The 18,567-nt window shown below is 36.9% G+C and carries 15 protein-coding genes and 3 tRNA genes; 3 read left to right on the top strand and 15 right to left on the bottom strand.

Going from position 1 to position 18,567, the window contains the following annotated elements; translation table 11 throughout:
* Nucleotides 1-29: 29 nt before the first annotated feature.
* From BW951_RS06785 to BW951_RS06715, 15 genes are all read right to left on the bottom strand, one after another.
* Nucleotides 30-383, bottom strand: coding sequence for a hypothetical protein (locus BW951_RS06785; RefSeq protein ID WP_076391154.1), 354 nt, complete (start codon nucleotides 381-383; stop codon nucleotides 30-32).
* Nucleotides 384-387: 4 nt separating this feature from the next.
* On the bottom strand, nucleotides 388-1,362 hold the full coding sequence (locus BW951_RS06780; RefSeq protein WP_076391152.1) for an endonuclease/exonuclease/phosphatase family protein: 975 nt from the start codon (nucleotides 1,360-1,362) through the stop codon (nucleotides 388-390).
* 74 nt (nucleotides 1,363-1,436) lie between these two features.
* Entirely contained in the window at nucleotides 1,437-2,423 is a 987-nt protein-coding gene (locus BW951_RS06775) for an endonuclease/exonuclease/phosphatase family protein (protein WP_076391150.1), read from the bottom strand.
* 6 nt (nucleotides 2,424-2,429) lie between these two features.
* A complete protein-coding gene (locus tag BW951_RS06770) occupies nucleotides 2,430-3,161 on the bottom strand; it encodes a rhomboid family intramembrane serine protease (RefSeq protein ID WP_076391148.1) in 732 nt (243 codons plus the stop codon).
* 5 nt (nucleotides 3,162-3,166) lie between these two features.
* Entirely contained in the window at nucleotides 3,167-4,954 is a 1,788-nt protein-coding gene (gene mutL / locus BW951_RS06765; RefSeq protein ID WP_076391146.1) for a DNA mismatch repair endonuclease MutL, read from the bottom strand.
* Nucleotides 4,955-5,283: 329 nt separating this feature from the next.
* Nucleotides 5,284-6,126: a YoaK family protein gene (locus tag BW951_RS06760; protein ID WP_076391144.1), complete on the bottom strand. Its 843-nt coding sequence runs from the start codon at nucleotides 6,124-6,126 to the stop codon at nucleotides 5,284-5,286.
* A 28-nt stretch (nucleotides 6,127-6,154) separates the two neighbouring features.
* Complete coding sequence (locus BW951_RS06755; protein ID WP_076391142.1) at nucleotides 6,155-6,649, bottom strand: hypothetical protein; 495 nt, start codon at nucleotides 6,647-6,649, stop codon at nucleotides 6,155-6,157.
* 176 nt (nucleotides 6,650-6,825) lie between these two features.
* A complete protein-coding gene (locus BW951_RS06750; RefSeq protein ID WP_076391140.1) occupies nucleotides 6,826-8,235 on the bottom strand; it encodes a sensor histidine kinase in 1,410 nt (469 codons plus the stop codon).
* Nucleotides 8,236-8,237: 2 nt separating this feature from the next.
* The gene (locus BW951_RS06745) at nucleotides 8,238-8,945 is read right to left on the bottom strand and encodes a response regulator transcription factor (RefSeq protein WP_076391138.1); all 708 of its coding nucleotides are present in this window, start codon (nucleotides 8,943-8,945) and stop codon (nucleotides 8,238-8,240) included.
* 111 nt (nucleotides 8,946-9,056) lie between these two features.
* Nucleotides 9,057-10,694, bottom strand: a complete 1,638-nt coding sequence (locus BW951_RS06740) for a hypothetical protein (RefSeq protein WP_076391137.1) — start codon at nucleotides 10,692-10,694, stop codon at nucleotides 9,057-9,059.
* A gap of 3 nt (nucleotides 10,695-10,697) precedes the next feature.
* Nucleotides 10,698-14,030 (bottom strand): WGR domain-containing protein, encoded by a 3,333-nt coding sequence (locus BW951_RS06735; protein WP_076391135.1) that lies wholly within the window; start codon nucleotides 14,028-14,030, stop codon nucleotides 10,698-10,700.
* A gap of 46 nt (nucleotides 14,031-14,076) precedes the next feature.
* Nucleotides 14,077-15,591, bottom strand: coding sequence for a retron St85 family RNA-directed DNA polymerase (locus BW951_RS06730; RefSeq protein ID WP_076391133.1), 1,515 nt, complete (start codon nucleotides 15,589-15,591; stop codon nucleotides 14,077-14,079).
* 519 nt (nucleotides 15,592-16,110) lie between these two features.
* Nucleotides 16,111-16,194, bottom strand: a tRNA-Leu gene (locus BW951_RS06725).
* Between the two features lie 5 nt (nucleotides 16,195-16,199).
* Nucleotides 16,200-16,275: transfer RNA gene (locus BW951_RS06720), tRNA-Gly, on the bottom strand.
* 6 nt (nucleotides 16,276-16,281) lie between these two features.
* Nucleotides 16,282-16,363, bottom strand: a tRNA-Leu gene (locus BW951_RS06715).
* A gap of 191 nt (nucleotides 16,364-16,554) precedes the next feature.
* On the opposite strand from BW951_RS06715, the gene BW951_RS06710 reads away from it, so the two are divergent.
* The 3 genes from BW951_RS06710 to BW951_RS06700 are packed head-to-tail and all read left to right on the top strand — an operon-like array spanning nucleotide 16,555 to nucleotide 18,522.
* On the top strand, nucleotides 16,555-16,932 hold the full coding sequence (locus BW951_RS06710) for a DUF3127 domain-containing protein (protein WP_076391131.1): 378 nt from the start codon (nucleotides 16,555-16,557) through the stop codon (nucleotides 16,930-16,932).
* 59 nt (nucleotides 16,933-16,991) lie between these two features.
* Complete coding sequence (gene aat, locus BW951_RS06705) at nucleotides 16,992-17,645, top strand: leucyl/phenylalanyl-tRNA--protein transferase (protein WP_076391129.1); 654 nt, start codon at nucleotides 16,992-16,994, stop codon at nucleotides 17,643-17,645.
* Nucleotides 17,632-18,522 carry a DMT family transporter gene (locus BW951_RS06700; protein WP_076391127.1) on the top strand — a complete coding sequence of 297 codons (891 nt, stop codon included), beginning with the start codon at nucleotides 17,632-17,634 and terminating at the stop codon, nucleotides 18,520-18,522. Before aat ends, BW951_RS06700 begins: the two co-directional genes overlap by 14 nt.
* The last annotated feature ends 45 nt before the right edge of the window (nucleotides 18,523-18,567 follow it).

Genomic DNA, 18,567 nt, shown 5'->3' with positions numbered 1-18,567 from the left:
TTTTTAAAAACGTTTTTTTGTGATTTATATTATGCAGATTTTACCTCTGCAGAAGGCTCAGATGTTTTCTTTTTCTCCTCGTCTGCTTTTTTCTTTTCTTCTTCCGCCTTCTTTTTATTTTCCTTTTCAAGTTCTTCTTTCAGTTTCTTTTCCTGCTCCTGAAGTTTTAATGCCTCTTTTACCGAATCCTGATACTGTTTTGAAGACATTCTGATTTGTCTTGCAACATCTACAGAAATCGCGCCATTCGAGAAAGAATCGATTGCGGTAGTATCATAACTTGCTTTCGGACTGTCTGCAGGATAAAAATCTGCCGGTTCTTTTTTTGAACAGGACATCACAACTGCTGAAAAAATAATAGCGGCAAAAGATAAATTTTTCATGGAACTAATTTAACAGAAATTCTGCAATTACAGGATAATGATCCGATAATCTTACAGAATTATCCACTTTATAGCTTAAAGGAATAATTGATTTTGAGCTGAAAATATAATCGATTCTCAATGGAACTTTGTAATCGTGAAAACTTGAAGAACTTCCGTTTCCTGCTGCTAAAAAAGCATCCTGAAGATCTTTTCCCAGATTATAATATTCATAAGAATTGGGAACAGAGTTGAAATCTCCCGCCAGAATTACAGGATACGGCGAAAGATCTACCGCTTTTCGGATTTTTTTAATCTGGTCTTCGTGTGCTTTAAAGGTAGGAATCATGTGCGATAACAATGTATTGATTTTTCCGCCTTCCTTTTTCAGCCCATCGAACTGAAGCATCGATTTATGCAGTCTGAAAGGTTCAAGATAAACATTCACAATCCGAACGATTTTACCATTGATATCTACATCTGCATAGAAAGAATTTCCTCGCGATTTATCGGTTATTAATTCTTCCTGTCTTACAATTTTATGCTTGGTTTTTAAAATAACCGAAGGATATTTCACCAGATCCTGTCTCAAGGCACGGTTGGTATCTTTTTCCTGAACCAGAATGATATCTGCATTCTGATCCTGAATATATTTTTTCACTTTATCCCAGCCAAAATCGCCATATTTTACATTAAATGTAATGACTTTTATATCTCTTATTGATTTCTGACTTTCAATTTTTGGAGTAAAATTGATCCATCTCCGGATAGGATTGTAAAATAAAAATGTTCCCAAAACGAATGCAATGGCAATTTTTTCTTTTCTGAAAATCCAGATCAGTGTAAAAATAATGTGTAATGAAATAAGATAGGGAAAACCCAGAGAAAGAAGATTCAGATTTCCGAACAGATTAGGCGGAATCCATGAGTTCCCCAATGTACACAGGAGTAAAATACCAACAATAATATGGAAAAACAACAATACTTGACGCGGCTTCATGAAAACAGTCTAAGGGATATAGAACTTTTCAGCAAAAATCCTACCACATGAAAAAAATTAACGGTTTTTATGATTTAATTACTGAGCTTAAATGTCGCTACAACAGGATAATGGTCTGATAATTTCGCAGAACGGTCGACCTTATAGCTCAATGCATTAACGGATTTTGAAGTAAAAATATAATCGATCCTGATCGGGAATTTATAATCATGGAAACTGGTTGCGCTTCCGCTTCCTGCTTTCATAAAAGCATCTTCAAGATCTTTTGACAATTCATAATATTCATACGAGTTAGGAACTGCATTAAAATCTCCCGCCAGAATAACCGGATAAGGCGAACTTTCGATGCTTTCTCTTATCGGAACAATCTGCTCCTGATGTATTTTGAAGGTAGGAATCAGTTTTCTTACGATATCTTTCAGTTTCTGCTCGTCTTCTTCACTGTCACCGTTCAGTTTTACCATACTTTTATCAAATCTGAAGGGCTGCAGATACACATTGATGATCCGGTAGGTTTTTCCATTGATCTCAATATCTGTCTGGGTTGCATTGCCGTTTTCATATTCGCCATCAAGCAAATTTTTCTCAGCAATGACTTTATGTTTTGTAAAAACGCTTGTAAGGAGGGTTTTGCTGCTTTGCTTCAGATCTTTAAAATCATATTTTTTATTAACCATCTCCTGAAACAGAACAACATCCGCATCCTGACTGTTGACGAAATTTTCGATATTTTCTTTTCCTAAAACACCATTTTTAACATTGAAAGTAACGATTTTTAAATCTGCTTTTTCATTTTTTGGCTGAGAAAAATTGATCCAGCGTAAAACAGGATTGAAAAACAGCAGTCCCGCGAAAAAAAAGACAAAAGCTCTTTTCTTCCAACTGATGATCCAGAAAATAGTAAGCAAAATGTAAGCAATTATCAATAGGGGAAAACCTAAAGAAAGCAAATTCAGCCAAGGAAATATTTTTGGTGAAACATAGGCATTCATTAACATTCCGGATAATAAAAGAAATATTCCGGTATGAAGGATGAGAAAAATAAGGCGAAGGATTTTCAAGAGGTTTTAATTAAATCTGTACAAATGCTTTCTCCAAATTCTTGCCAGAATAAAACCTACGATCGCACCTCCGACGTGAGCCAGATGCGCAATTCCGCCTCCATTTCCGGAAACACCCAGATAAATAGAACCAATAACGACTACCGGCAATACATATTTAACTTTCATCGGGATCGGAATAAACATAATTCCAATTTTTGCATCCGGATAAAGTGTGGCAAATGCCGCCACAACACCGAATATTGCTCCGGAAGCTCCTACCATTGGCGTTCCCATAATTCCGTTGAGTTCTCCAACCAATTCCTGTTGTCGAAGTACAGATTGAGAAGAACCTGAATATTGTACAGAGGAACCCGAAAGATATTCATTCAGATTAAATCCTAACTGCTGCAATTCGCTGGAAATCTGCTGAACTTCAACAAAATTCCACAGATTGAACAGGAAAAAGGCTCCCAAACCACTTAAAAAATAAAGAATTAAATATTTTTTTTCTCCTAAGCTATTTTCCAGTATAGGTCCGAAACTGAATAAAGTAAACATATTGAAAAGGATATGCATGAAGCTTCCATGCATAAACATATGCGTAACAATCTGCCAGGATTTGAAAAATGGTGAGAAAGGATAAAAAGCAGCAAGATATCCTACAAATCTATCCTGAAACAGCAAATTGGCTATAACAAATACAGCAATATTGATGATGATTATATTTCTCGTTACCGGAGGTATACTGTTAAACATAGTTTCTAAAATTTGTTTTTAAAATCATTAAACGGAACTTCGTAGAAACATCTTTTTCCGTTGGGTAAAAATTCCGGAAAGCCTAAAGCGGTAAAATCCTTGATAAGCTGCTCCGCATCTTTTTTGTATATGAAATCGAATCTTGATTTCGACTGCAGCTTACTCCACTGATTCTGATAATACTGCATAAATTCTTCCTCAGACTTATATTCCAGAATTTCAAAAAGGTTTTCAAGAAACTTCATAACCTGCGTTTCTTTCAGTCCTTCCGGAACCGCATCTATTCTTAACACACTTTCGTGGGCAATGCTCATTTCAAAACCAAGCTCCGGAAGATATTTTTTAATGGAATTGTATTTCGCCTTTTCAATCTCATTCATATGATATTCGAGAGAAAAGAGTAAAGCATGACCATTGGTTGTTCCTTTTTTTACAGGTTTTGTATTTTCAGAAACCACAAGTCTGTGCATTCTTCCCAGATCGAGCATTAGTGTTTCATCCCCTTTGTTGAACAGCCAGTATCCGTTTGGCAACCTCATCAGATCTTCATCAAAATCTTCATCTTCAAACAGATTGATCTTTGAAGGTTCTGCAGTGATATTCTGATGGTACATTTCCGTAAGATTCTGAATTTCCGCCTGCGCAACTTCACGTTCTTCAATAAAAGGATTGTAGTCTTTATCTACGATTATTTCCGGCATTTTCAGCGTTGTACCTCCTCCGCTGTTTCCTTTACTCGGGAACGTTTTGTGCATAATTTCATCAAAGTGAGGATCTTTTTCAAAATCCAGACTTGGAGAAACATTATAAATTCCCAGAGAGCGTTTAATGGTGGAACGCAATAAAGCAAAGATCAGATGTTCATCTTCAAATTTTACTTCTGTTTTCTGAGGATGAATATTGACGTCTATTTTTTCAGGATCAATGTCTAAGAAAAGGAAAAACGTAGGCACATAACCCGGCAACAACAATCCTTCAAAAGCTTCCTGAACGGCTTTATTGAAGTATGGACTTTTAAAATACCTTCCGTTGACAAACAGAAACTGTTCTCCTCTAGTTTTTTTGGCTCCTTCCGGTTTGGCAACATACCCGTGAAGTTTACACCAGATAATATCTTCTTTGATGGGAATAAGCTGCGGCTGCAGTTTTCTTCCGAAAACATCCACGATACGCTGCATCTGGCTTCCTTTTCTCAGCCTGAAAATAGGCTCATCATCATGAAACAGGGAAAACTCAAGTGTTTCGTGCGCTAAAGCAACTCTTTGAAATTCATCGATAACATGTCGGAATTCTACGTTGTTGTTTTTCAGGAATTTTCTTCTTGCCGGAACGTTGTAGAACAGATTTTTAATCAGAAAATTAGAACCTTCCGCCGTCTGAACGGGATCCTGAAACTGGAAAACCCCTCCTTCGATATAAATATTCGTTCCGATGGTTGCGTCTTTCTGTTTGGTTTTTAATTCCACCTGAGAAACGGCTGCAATCGAAGCCAGCGCTTCGCCGCGAAAACCTTTGGTAGAGATTTTAAAAATATCTTCCGTTCCGCGGATTTTTGATGTGGCATGTCTTTCGAAAGCCATTCTCGCATCTGTTTCAGACATTCCTTTTCCGTCGTCTACAACCTGAATCAGATTTTTTCCGGCATCCCGGATAATCAACTCAATTTTTGTGGCATCTGCATCAATGGCGTTTTCCAAAAGTTCTTTCACAATGGAAGCCGGTCTCTGCACTACTTCTCCTGCCGCAATTTGGTTGGCTACATGATCGGGTAAAAGCTGAATAATATCTGACATAAAAAACGTAAATCAACTTACAAAAATAGTCATTCAAAATAAGAATTAAAACTATAAACTTCTGAATTAAAATTAATTTATCAACATATCAACATTCTAGCCATGCTTCAGATTCAGACAAAATGTCTCGTTATCGGGGTTTTCCTAAAAACACAATCCCCCAATTGCGTTATACAATTAGAGGATTGATTCACAGCTAGTTTACACAAAATTAATACTGATATTTATATCTCTTATTTAACATTGTCTGTTTATTCAGGTCCGTTTTACGAAAAGTATTCAAAATGTTATCAAGAATTTTGATCTTTTACAGTAAACTTTTACCCTTTTCATTCATCAAACACAAGCTTCCTTTTCTTGTCTCTTTTCTGTTCTTTAATCACCGGAATTCCGTGGATTTTATCATAAAAATATGCCATCAGATTCGGTTTCTTATAAATTTTGCTGTACCGGTATTTCGTATTGAAATGTCTGATATGAATTTTGTACGCATCATAACCAATCACCACCAGCAAACACAGACTGATTACATAAAACACTCTGAATTCAAGATAATAATAGGTTAACCCTGAAAAAACCGCACCCAAAACATAGGAAATCATGATGCTCATCAGCAGTTTTGCTCTTCCGACCAGTTCGCCGTTCTTTCTGAATTTTTTCTGCGTAAACATGGAGAATAAAATCCCAAGATCGGTGGTCGTTCCTGTAAGATGGGTAGTTTTTACCGAGAAATTAGAAATACTTGCCGTTAAACCATTCTGCAGACCCGTTGCAAAAAGCATTAGAGCGACCAGATATTCTGTTTCTTCCAGCGTTTTCCGGTAATAAAACTGTCCGTAGATTCCCACAAACAGTAAACAGGCAATTTCAAGAACCAATGGCATTGCATGGGCGAAATATTTACTTTTCTGATTGAATGTGATCACAATAAAATTCGACACAAATCCCCCGAAAAAGAACAGGAAGATCCACATTCCCACCACCGCAACCTGTGACCAGTTTGCTTTACTGATTTCTGCCGCAAGAATAGCATAATGTCCCGTTACATTGGAAGTAAAAGAGAGAAATATCAACAGGGAAGCAATGTTTATAGTACCTGCCGTAAAGGCAGTCAGCGTTCCTAATCTGATGTTGTCTCCCAACGTTCTGCTGTTACTATAATTCCTTAGCATTTTTCTAAATTTTTAAAGTTCTTTGATGTTAAGCTTCCACAAAGATTTCCGCCAGTCTTCCTTTTTCCGGAAGGCTTTTGCGAACTTCAACTGAAATTTCCTGAGATTTCAGGTCTTTACATTTTTTGATGTAAGGAATAAGATCGAACTTACCATTTCCTCTGCTTTTAATAGAAGGAGAATAGTATGCTTCTTCAATATTTTCCGCTTTCACATAATTATTGAATGTTCTCTGGAAACTTCCGGTGAAAATATCGCACACAATCTTATTGATCAGATGAGGATATTTATTCCTGATAATTTCATACGCATCGCAGAATTCCTGCGGTCTGATTTTATTGAAAATGGTACTTTTCGTATTAAAAAGAAGATCTCTGATAGAATCTCCCATATCATACCCCGAAACCAAAAGAATGTTATATTGATTCTGGTCTTCCGAAGCATCTTTTTCTCTCATTACTTTTTTCAGAATGTTCAAAGATTCAAGAGAATAATCCGTGGCTATTAAAATCGTCTTGTTCATATTAATGAGATTTAGGTTTATATTTATCTTTTTTGATAATACAAAACTAAAACGACCAAATTAGAACGTCTTTGGAACGGAATTAAAATGTGATTAAAGAGATTAAAATACGATTAGAATCTGTTAAAAAGGATTAACAGTTTAAATGAAAAAGAGTGAAATGAACGATGATTATATTAGATATCTTTTCCGTCTGTCTGCATACTGTAGAAATTCGGGAAACGCAACTGAACGGTCGTTCCCTGATTTTCATATGAGCTTACGATTAGTTCTCCACGATGTATTCTCACGATATTTCTTGCCAACGGAAGTCCGATTCCGTAGCCTTCGTAATTTTTGGTGTTGGAAGCCCTGAAGAAAGGATCGTAAATTTTATTCATTTCCTGTCCGGGAATTCCGATGCCGCTGTCTTTTACAATAATGTAGACATCCGAATCCGTAGCTCCCAAAGATACTTTAACCTGCTGAAAATTAGAATATTTGCAACCATTCTGAATAATATTAGCAACCGCAAGATGCAGCAACTGTTCATTTCCCTGAACTTTCAGTTTTTTAGGATTGTCGGGCAACATACTGATATCGAGATAGATATTATTTCTTGAATCTATTCTTCGGAGGGTTTCAATTACATCCCAAAGCAACTGATCGATCCGCACTTTATCCATTTTCTGGATTTTGCCGTCAAATCCGGTTTGTGCGATCATCAGCAAAGCCTTGATTTTTTTGTCTAATTTTTCGGCTTCGTTCAGAATGATTCCTAAAGTTTCTTTATACTCTTCATTGGTTCTGGAAATCGAAAGTGCCACATCTGCTTCACCCATAATCGACGTTAACGGTGTTCTCAGCTCGTGGGAAACATTTCCGATCAGGTGATTCTGGGTTTCAAAAGAAGTTTCGATGCGGTTCAGCATTCCGTTGAAAGTGTCGATGAGTTCGTTTAATTCCTTATTATCGGGTTGTGGCTCCAGACGCAAATGAAGATTTTCTGAGCTGATTTCCTTTACTTTTCCTGTAATTTTAAGGATAGGTTTAAATAACGTTTTCGATAAATAAAAAGAAAAGATCATACTGAAAAAGAGCGAAAGAACGATGCAGGTAATCAAAGTTCTTTTTAAAAAACCGAGATAGTAAACCACATAATGGTTTTTGGCGGATGCGATGGCAATATAATTTTTATCATCATGCTTAAAAGTCTGCCCGATGTAGTAAAACTCCTTGTCATTAAAATTCGCCTCGCCTTTTTTTACAATGCTTTTAAAAAAATAGTCGGGAATATGAACCTCATCCGAAATTTTCTTAAAGTTTGAGTCAGCCGGAATTGCAAAAACATAATCCCGCTCCATCGGAAGCTCTTCATCGTTTAATCCGTTCAGAATGTAATTTTCCGGAAGATCCAGATTGTCTTTGCCTTTTTCGATCTGAATAATGGTGGTGGTACGGATTTTCAGCAGCTCGTAAAATCTCTGATGAGAAAAGTTGACAATTGAAAAATACACCAATCCACTGAACAACAATATGATGGCGGTAAAAACCAACATCAGAAGCACCATCGTTTTGGTCTGATTTGTGACAACTTTATTAAACATTTTTAAGATTTTTTCAGCACATATCCCATTCCTATTACTGTATGAATCAGTTTATTATCTTCCTGATTGTCGAGCTTCTTTCGCAAATAATTTACATACACATCTACAACATTGGTTCCCAGTTCATAATTCACGCCCCAAACCGCTTCTAAAACTTCTGTTCTCGAAATTACTTTTTCAGGATTGTTTAAAAAATACAAAAGCAGCTTGTATTCTGTGGAAGTAAGTGAAATTTCTTCGCCCGCACGCGTAACTTTTTTGGTATAATCATTTAAAACCAAATCTGAAAACTGATACACATATTCGTTATCTTCTTCATCTTCAGTAATTTCATTATGATTTCCGCTATTGCTCCTTCTCAGTAAAGATTTGATCCTTGCAACGAGTTCTATGAATTTAAACGGTTTTACCAGATAATCATCCCCTCCGCTTTCCAAGCCCAAAACAATGTTCTCGGAAGTTCCCAAAGCGGTTAAGAAGAGAATCGGAACATTCTGATTGGTCTTGCGGATTTCTTTGCAGACATCCAGCCCATTCATTTCCGGCAGCATAATATCGAGGATCACCAGATCAAAATCATTCGACTGCACCAATTGAACGCCGGTTTTACCGTCAAAAGCCACAGAAACTTCATATCCGCTTTCCTGCAGCCCTTTTTTGATAAAGGACACCACACTGGTTTCATCTTCGATAAGGATTATTCTTTTCATTTGAAATTTGGAATTAGACAAAAATAGGGAAAAGATGGGACATGAATAAAGGAGGAAATTTAAAAATAAAAAATCCTCCTTTATCAAATTTTTAAAAAAAATTATGCTCTATTATTTTCTGTTAATCATCATTCTTGAAGCCAGAATATGTTCACACGGTCCCTGTCTCAATCCGTTTGCTCTGTAAAAACCGCACTGGCAGTTTCCGTCGGTCAGTCGCTGGTCTTTATCAATAAAAGCTTCCGTCTGATAGGTTACATAGCTTTCTTGAATGGTTCCCTGAATTTTGAGAATATCATTTTCAGCGCTGTAACTTATTTTCACTTTATCTTCTGCAATCAGTTGGTTAGCTTTTTCTTCCTGCGGACTGGAGAACCGCAACTGTTTCATATCCAAAGGCTCCTGAGTGAGCTCGCGAACTCTGTATAAGCCGAGATTAAGATCATAAATCACTCTTCCTGCCTGTGTATAAGATGTAAGCGAGGAAGAAATTGTTGCCGTATCAAGATTTAATTTTTTTGAAAGTTCGGCGGGAGTTCCAAACCAGGTTTCTTTTAATGTATTAAAAACTTTTTCCTGAGTAAGCAGATCCACATTTCCTCTCGGCGCCATAAGATCAAAATTTCCTGCTCTGCTCCAGTCATTTGTCGTCCATCCGGAAAGTCCCAGAGTGAAAGCCATGTCTCCCAAATCTGCAATATAAAACGAAGGCAATCCGTTTCCTAATAAGACCACTCTGAAATTTTTAGCAATCGGGATTAGTCTTTCCAGAATCAGCAATCTTCTTCTTCCCCAAATCCTGATGGTTTTGCTTTCTGATCCCGTATAAACTGAACGGTGAAATGTTAGAGTTTCGTACCACGGTTCGAAAACCGCCTGAACAGGTTTTCCGGGTTCAAGGATAAAACGCAATGCTCTCGGTCCTTTTTTTTCTTTAAATCTTCTTAAAAACTGACAGATACTGAAAATATCCATCGGATGAAGATCAAAAGTCATCGCGGGTAAAGTCATAGCTGAACTTACCTGTAAAAATCCTCTGACCCAGGAATCCGGCAAATCTATCTTCTCTTCTTTGTACACTTCTTCATTGGTGGTAAGTGCCTCAAAACCTGAAGGATCAATTTTAAATTCCGTATCTTTATAATCTCTTATTTTTTGGAATTCATTATAAAGCGCAGCCGAGTAATCTATATTTGTAGTTCCACATTTAAACTCGTTAATCTCTGTGAAAACATTATAGCTGCTGCTTAATTTTCCGTAAGTGGATTCGTCCTGGCTGAAACATTCAAAGAAAACTTCGTCGGGATGAACCGTGATAACAGGATCCAGAACAAACCACGCGTCTTTGTCTTTTTGGTACAGATAATCAAAATAAGCTTTTTTGGCTGTATTGAAAGGACCTAAAACCCTGTTCTTTTCTTTATATACCAAATCCAGCTCTCCTCTTACCTCTGCCATTCTCTTACGGATCTCCTCCACCTGAAATTCAGCCATATAATCGCTCAGCCAGAGCTTTTCCTGCTCAGTAACCCATTCTTTGTATTCTGCCCTGTCTTTCGGTTTGAAACGAAGATCAGAAACCACCACATCATGCAGTGCAGAGATGGCTTCCCGAAAAGGGATCTTTTTATTCAGCTTTCCTACAAAAAATGTGGGATCTCTCTGCAGATCCGGTGAAAAGCTCATTTGTGTGCTCGTTGCGGAATTGGTAACGGCAGTATCTTTGTGAAATTTATAATCGAATAACATGGCTTAAGAGATTAATTGAAGATGAACGTTAAGCTGAGGATAAATCATTTTCAGTTCGGAAATGATGTCAATACATTTTGCTTTATCCTGAACAGCACTAGTTGCCGACAAATCGTCCAGAATTTTGCTTACGGTTTCGGCAGATTCCTTATTCTTTCTTCCTTCTTTTTCCAGAAAATCCAAAATCCTGTTTTTGGCTGTACGGGATTTATTAACCCTTGAAAGCACAGATCTAAAGTAAAACTCCAACTCTTTAAGCTTTTCCGGTTTATCACTTGCATATTCTTGAAGATAAGAGGTTACAAAAAGCTGCATATTCTGGCTTGGATGCTGACTGAGTTTTGTAAGGTACTCCAATCCGTGTTCTTTTCTGAAAAATTTCATGATAAGGTTTTTACCGAAATTTTCTACATCAGAACGTACAGAATCTGCAATTCCTACCAAGCAATCTGTATCCCAGTCTTCGTCTGTAAATTCAGTGCTGAAGAAATTAAAGGCAAATTCGCGGCTGTCGTCCCACTTTGCGTCCAAAATGCCAAGCGCATGATTACGGTCGGATTTTATTCTTTCAACATTCTTTTTATAAAAATTCCAAGCCCATTGTCTTACGGCTAAAAACTCATGATTGGCAAGAGCAATGACCTGTTTTAAGGTGAATTTAGTCTTGTCTTCTACCTTTTTAAGAAGTTCGAAGCTAAAAAGCTGATTTTTCACGCTGTCTGCAAACAGTAATCTGAGAATCCATTTTACAGGAATTTCATTAATATATATTGATGCTGTTTTTTCAAGATACTCTCTAAACAACTGATGAGAATTTTCAAATCTCTGTTCTTTCATCAGAAGATCAAACAGCTTTTCAAAAGTCTGCATCTGAGATTCAGACTGAGAATCCAATCGGTCGTTTTGTGAAAAAATACATTCCACAACTTCTTTATATTCAGAAGAAAGCAGGGGGAGAATTTCCTGCCAGTTTCTTGCGATTTCTTCTTTCGGGTACTGTGCTAAAAGACTGATCCCGTTTTGTCTGATGGATTCGTTGGTGTTATTCAGCAAGAGCTCAATAATTGAAACAGGAATTTCCGTTACAGAATATTTTTCAGACTTCGAAAGCAGGATTTCACTTGCCAGAAACCTGTTGTTGTTTAAAGGAGAAGTCAATAACTGGGCAACGATTTCCCAACTGATCTCGGAAAAATTATCTAAAGTGGTTATTTTAAGCTTTTTCGTTGCAGATTCCGCGACAGCATTATTGTTATCGCTATTTTCCATCGAAAGCAGCTCTATAATTACTTTTCCAAGCAATGTTTTCTGTCTTTCTTCGGATAAAGATGCACTCTGAAGCAGATTATTGATAAATTCATTAGATTCTTTTCGTGAATTCATGATTAAATGCATCATAAAATCTGTGGAAGCCAGAAAATATCCTGTATTATTATCGATTGCTGTTTTTGCCCAATTTCTTGCTTCTTCGGTCTCGCACACCAACAGTTTTGCCACAAAACTTTCGTTTCTTTTCAGCTCCTCCTGTTTTTCAGATAGCACTTCGAGTCCTAACTTCTGAGGATATTCAGAGGATTTATTAAGCAGCGAAACCATCATTTCAGGATCTATTTTTTGCAGCAAATCTCTGTATTTAGAGTGAACAGAAACGTTTTCGTATGCAAATTTCATTACCAGATCCATTTTTGCCTGCATCAGAAGCTGCAGGTAAGCTTCAGGCATTTCATCCCAAAATTCAGGATAAAGCTCCAGTCTTTCCGGATTTTCCTCAGATTTTATAACAGATTCTTCCTGTTTTTGAGGAGAAGGTGTCGGCTTTTCTTTATTTGAGCCAAAAATATTTTTAAATGTATTGATTATCTGATGTAAAGATCCCGATTGTTTGTTATCTGAAGCAGTTTCAGATGTTGCTGAATTTTCCTGCTCCACTTTGTTGATCTTATTTGCCTGATAATAGTATTCTGTACTCCAGAATTGTTCTTTTTTTATGTAGAATTCAAGATTTGAATCCATTTTGCGATTCTTATCTCTTCCGAAAAGTATGATTGTAAGAAGCGGTGAACGGTAACATTCCGGAGATTCTACAACGGTATAATAATATCTTCGTTCCTTCCAATTATAAGTTCCATAATGACTTAAAGGGCTTTTGCGAGCCGGAATATAACTGTCATCGGTATATTGGATAAGCGCATTAACAGCAAATCTCAGATATTCTTTTCCTTTGTTCTGCTCTCCCAGTTCTTTTAAATAATAAAAACTGTTTTTCTGAAAATAAAGCTTGGTGAAATTTGAAAATGCAATTCTGCTTTCTTCCCCGGAAAGCTCTTTTCTTACATTTACAGAAGTTCCGATCTGGTAAAAGTACTGGTTCTGATTCCATGCTTCTTTATCCAGACTGGCTGTTCTTTTGAACATCGGAGATTTTTTTTCAAATAAATAGGAAAGCATTCCTAAAATCTGGGCATCATCCCGAAAACGGGCTAATTTGTAAATTGCACGAATATTTCTGAAATACGGTGATGCGAACGGAATTTTCCATATTATTTCTTCCATCATCCGAACCAAAGAAGGATACGCTTTTGATAAAAGATAAAGATAAACCAACTCGTCCGTTTTCTCTTTCTTCTTAAATTTCCCGAAATAATACTGTTTTAAATCATCATAATTTCCCTGATCAATAAAATCTTTTATTTCAGAGGGCAGACTCTCCAGTAATTCTGAAACAATTTTTTCCAAGCCGGAAGTGTCACTTATTGCTAAAAGCGCATCAAAAGCAACATTTCTGATGTACTTTTTGTGTCTGGAACTGCGCGCAATACTGTAAAGAAGTTCCGAAGCCTGAGTAATTTTTAAGGTTCTGATGGCAAAAACAGCAGCATACAATTGCATTTCACTGCCTTTTGTTGCCAGTTTTAATATATAAGGAACGGCTTCGTTGATTTTCATCTGAGCGGCTTTCCAGATAACCCGCGAAGTTTTCCATTCGGTTTTAAAAGAATTAATTCCTTGTGTCGCATCTTCCAGACGTTTTAAAATAACACCTTCTGCGGAATTCATATTCAGTGCATCCAATGAAGGAAGCTCTACAAAAACTTCGATTTCAGACTGATAGCCTTTATTTCTTTTTTCTTTTTCGAGCTGGTCAAAAATATTTTCTGCTTTTTCTCTGGAAACGAAAGTGGGCGTTTTGCTGCCTTCCTTCAATGCTGCACCGCGTCTTCCGTAACGGAAATTGACGATGAATGCATCGGGATTTACTTCACAAAGGTCTATTTCGTAAACTTTATCTGATTTTCCTTCGTGGAAAAAAAGTTTGGTCTGTTTAATGATTTTCATCTATCTTATGAATTAAGATGTTGATATTTATGTGTTTCGGTTCAGATTAAAAGATATTCCACCAATCTGTTTTTTCCTCTTTTGGTGTAACCGCATCTTGTTCCGGTTCTAAAACTTCAGGCAATTCTACCACGTCTGGGATCACTTTTTGAACTTCAACAAAAGGCACTCCGTGTTTTGCTACAATTGTTTTTAATTTTTCTTTAAAAACTGATGCTTTGGAAGGATTTACCATATTAACGAAATTAATATATCCTTCAATAGCATTGATAAGATGATACGCTTTTCCCCACGTTTGGTTTTGCCATCCATTGACTTCAATATTATGCAGAAGAGCCCTGAATTTCCTGAGTTTTGTCCGTTCCACATTCAGCTTTTCGTTAACTACAATTCCTGTTACTTTTTGCTGATGCTTCCGTCTCATAATGTGAAGTTTATCCGGATGAATCGTGAAATTTTCATCTTTAATAATCTTCTTTACAAAGTATAAAAGCCTGTTAATATTCTGTTCTGAATTCTGACCAGCAGAAAAGGTAAGATCGTCTGCGTAACGCGTGTATGCAAATCCGAATTTTTTAGCAAGCCCCTGTAATCTTTTATCTAATTTATAGGCAATACTATTGCTGATTGCCGGACTTGCAGGGGAACCTTGCGGTAAAAACCGCTCTCCTTTGTGAACAAAATATTTAACCCCGTCCAGCAAAACTTCTTCTGTGTTAGCCTGTGTGCAGATCAACGCAAAAATAGTAGATAATTGTTCAGAATATCCGAATTTTGAGAACAGTCCTTTTACCCGTTTATAACTTATTGAAGGAAAAAAATCCTGCAGATCAATATTAATCACAATATCTTTCCCAAGATGGGGCGCTGCATTGGTAACAATTGATTTGTTAGGCGTAAACCCATGAACAACCTCTCCTACTGAGATTCTGTTTAAAATATTTTCTAAAATCCATTGCTGAAATAATTTGAGCTTTGGTTTTGGAGCTGATATTTTTCTCTTCCCTCCCGATTTTTTTGAAACTTCAAAAGTATGGTAGTGTGATTTTTCCGAAACGTTTCTGTTAAAAGCAAGATATCTGATCTGGGAAAGACTAAATCCCGATTTCTGGCTAAAATCTAATATATTTTCGAAAACGGGAAGTGAAAACTGATCCAGTTTTTCCGTATCAGACTGCATTTGATGAAGCCCTTTGGAAACATTTTCGCCCAGATAAATAATCTGCTCCTGCTGCAATTCTTTCCAGTGATCAGCTTTTTCCTGACGTTTTTTTTCGTTTTTCTGCCTGGTTACTTCCCTTTTAGCTTTTGCTTCCTGCATCCGCTTTTTGCGCATTTCGCGAAGCATTGCTTCCTGATTGCCGTATTTTCGGTCTTTCGCAAGTAATTCCTGCAGTTCTTTTTGTAAAACGACCTCTTTTTGGATAAGTTGCTCAGGCAAGGAAGGCGTAGAAGTTTCCTGCCAGAAACCAAGCCTTTTCATTTCTTCTAAAATATAGCTGTCTTTGGAAGAAGCTTTTATACGGTCATAAATTTGTTGCCTGCTCAGGTTTTGTGACATGGTTGTGTTTTTTATAAATAAAAAGCCCTATCGTTTATAGGGCTTGTTTGGATAAACCTTCGTATTTTCCAAGGACTATATCTATCAACTCCCAGAAAATGGTACTAGTGGGTACCTTTATTTTCCCGGAAAATGAACTGAAAAGGTACCCACTAGTACCATTTTCCCCATTAAAGATAGTATGTAGTGCCGTAAGCTAAGCAATTTTACAGTGATGACGAAACATCATCTTTTCTTAAAAAAGAAAGCAAGGATCTATCTTTTTCAAATATATTAAAAATTACAGTTTCACCAAATATTATCTGCATTATTTTATTTTCCCTGAAAATCTCAACTTCATCTTAAATATTAGATTTAAGCGTAATTAATAAAAATTGAAGAATGGAAAGTTACTTTTTAGAAAATGAAAAATAATTTTCAGAATCATAGAAAATCAATTTCATGTATTATTTAAAGTTTTAAGAATAAAACTGATAAAAAATAAAAACCCTCCGTAAAATTAATTACAGAGGGTTTTAGTACCCCAGGCGGGACTTGAACCCGCACGCCAAAAGAGGCACAGGATTTTAAGTCCTGCGTGTCTACCAGTTCCACCACCAGGGCAGGCGTGGAGCGAAAAACGGGATTCGAACCCGCGACCCCAACCTTGGCAAGGTTGTGCTCTACCAGCTGAGCTATTTTCGCATACTGTGCGGATGAAGGGACTCGAACCCCCACGCCTCTCGGCACCAGATCCTAAGTCTGGCGTGGCTACCAATTACACCACATCCGCGTTGATTATGATGAAAACTTATTTTTTAAAAGAACTTGTTTCGTTTTGTCGTTTTCAGTGGTGCAAAGATAGGATAAATTCTTTTACCTCCAAACTTTTCAGGAAAAAAAATTAAAATTTTTACATTTTTTTTTTCGCGTAGCCTTTATTACGATTGATTTTCTTACTTTTACAGCGTTAATTAATATGATATGGAATTACAAGGAACGGTAAAGAAAATATTTGATGCTCAGACTTTTGCGAGCGGTTTCCAAAAGAGAGAAATGGTGATTCTGACGCAGGAGCAGTATCCACAACCGATAAACATAGAATTTTTGTCTGATAAGATCAGTTTATTGGATAATTTAAGAGAAGGAGAGAATGTGAAAGTAGGAATCAACATCAGAGGAAGAGAATGGGTTTCTCCACAAGGCGAAACAAAATACTTCAATTCCATTACAGGATGGAGAGTAGAAAAAGTATTCGATAATGCTTCAGAACCTACACAGGCAGCGCCATCGCAGTCTGCTTCCCCGGTTTCTAACGAGAACCCTTTCGCAGATGATGAAGATGACGATCTGCCTTTCTAATACAATAGATAACACTGAAAATACAAATCCTGCTTTATCAAGTGGGATTTTTTTTGAAAATGGTTCGATTAGACGAAAACGAAATTTCATTTCCCGATCCACAGGTTTATGACGGACACGAAGGAGTGATTGCTTTTGGCGGTGATCTTTCGATCGACAGAGTTTGGTTTGCCTATCAGTTGGGAATTTTCCCATGGTTTAATCCTGATGAAGAAATTCTCTGGTGGTGTCCTGATTCGAGATTTGTATTGTTTCCCAAAGAGATCAAAGTCTCGAAGTCGATGCGAAAAATTCTCAACAGGAATACTTTTACTTTTTCGGAGAACAAAAATTTCAGAGAAGTTATCAGAAACTGTCAGGAAATTAGCAGGAAAGGACAAACCGGAACATGGCTTTCGGATGAATTAATGGACGTTTTCATGAGACTTCATGATTACGGACTGGCAAAAAGCATTGAAGTATGGCAGAATGAAGAATTAGTCGGTGGTTTTTATGGTTTACAGATTGGAAATGTTTTCTGCGGCGAAAGTATGTTTGCAAAAGTGAGCAATGCTTCCAAAGCCGGATTTATTTATTTTGCCGAAAAATATCAAAACAGCCTTGAACTTATCGATTGTCAGTCTCACACAGACCACCTTGAAAGTTTGGGAGCCAGAATGATTCCTAAAAAAGAGTTTTTAAAAATTTTATACGAAAACAATGAACGCAGATAAAGAAAAATGGATCCTCCTGATTGTACTCAGCATTATTTGGGGATCGTCATTTATTCTGATCAAAAAATCTCTGGAGCATTTCAGTCCTTATCAGGTCGGAGCTTTGAGGGTATTAATCGCAGGAATTATTCTGATGCCTGTTGCAATTTCAAAATACAAACTGTTTCCCCAAAAGCATTTAAAATGGCTGATTTTAGCGGCTTTTACGGGGAATTTCTTTCCAATGTTTCTGTTTCCGATTGCAGAGACAGAAGTAAGCAGCAGTATTGCGGGAATTATCAATTCTATGATGCCTATTTTCGTGATTATTGTGGGCGCTCTGATCTGGAAGTTTGAAACAACAAAAAAACAGCTTATCGGGACTTTAATTAGTTTCAGCGGAGTCTGTTTACTGGCTTTTGGCGGAGACGGAGAAGACGGAAAATTTAAACTGATTCCTATTTTGCTGCTTCTGCTTGCGACTTTTTGCTATGCTTTGAGCACAACAACGGTTAAATCCAAGCTTATGGATGTTTCTTCTACCGTTTTATCAGCTTTTGTGTTTGGATTTGTTTTATTTTTTCCTTCCTTAATTGCTTTAACTTTTACAGGATTTTTTTCGACATTCAGTTTTGATGAAAGCAATCTGACGGGACTGTTTTTTGTAAGTCTTCTATCTATTTTCGGAACCGGACTGGCTATGATGATGAATTACCGTCTGTTAAAAGTTTCAACGCCATTATTTGCATCAACCGTAACTTTACTGATGCCTATTGTTGCAATTATCTGGGGAATTCTGGATGGCGAAAAGCTTTCTGCTTTACAGTTTGTGGGGGCAAGTATCATTATTGCCGGACTCATCTTTTTAAGGACAAAAACAAATGTTATCAAAAAATAAATCCTGCATTTCTGCAGGATTTTTATTGTGTCATTGGAAAATCAA

It is taken from the genome of Chryseobacterium gambrini (assembly GCF_900156825.1).
In the GTDB taxonomy this organism is placed as follows: domain Bacteria; phylum Bacteroidota; class Bacteroidia; order Flavobacteriales; family Weeksellaceae; genus Chryseobacterium; species Chryseobacterium gambrini.
This window is presented reverse-complemented; position numbering and strand designations above follow the sequence as displayed.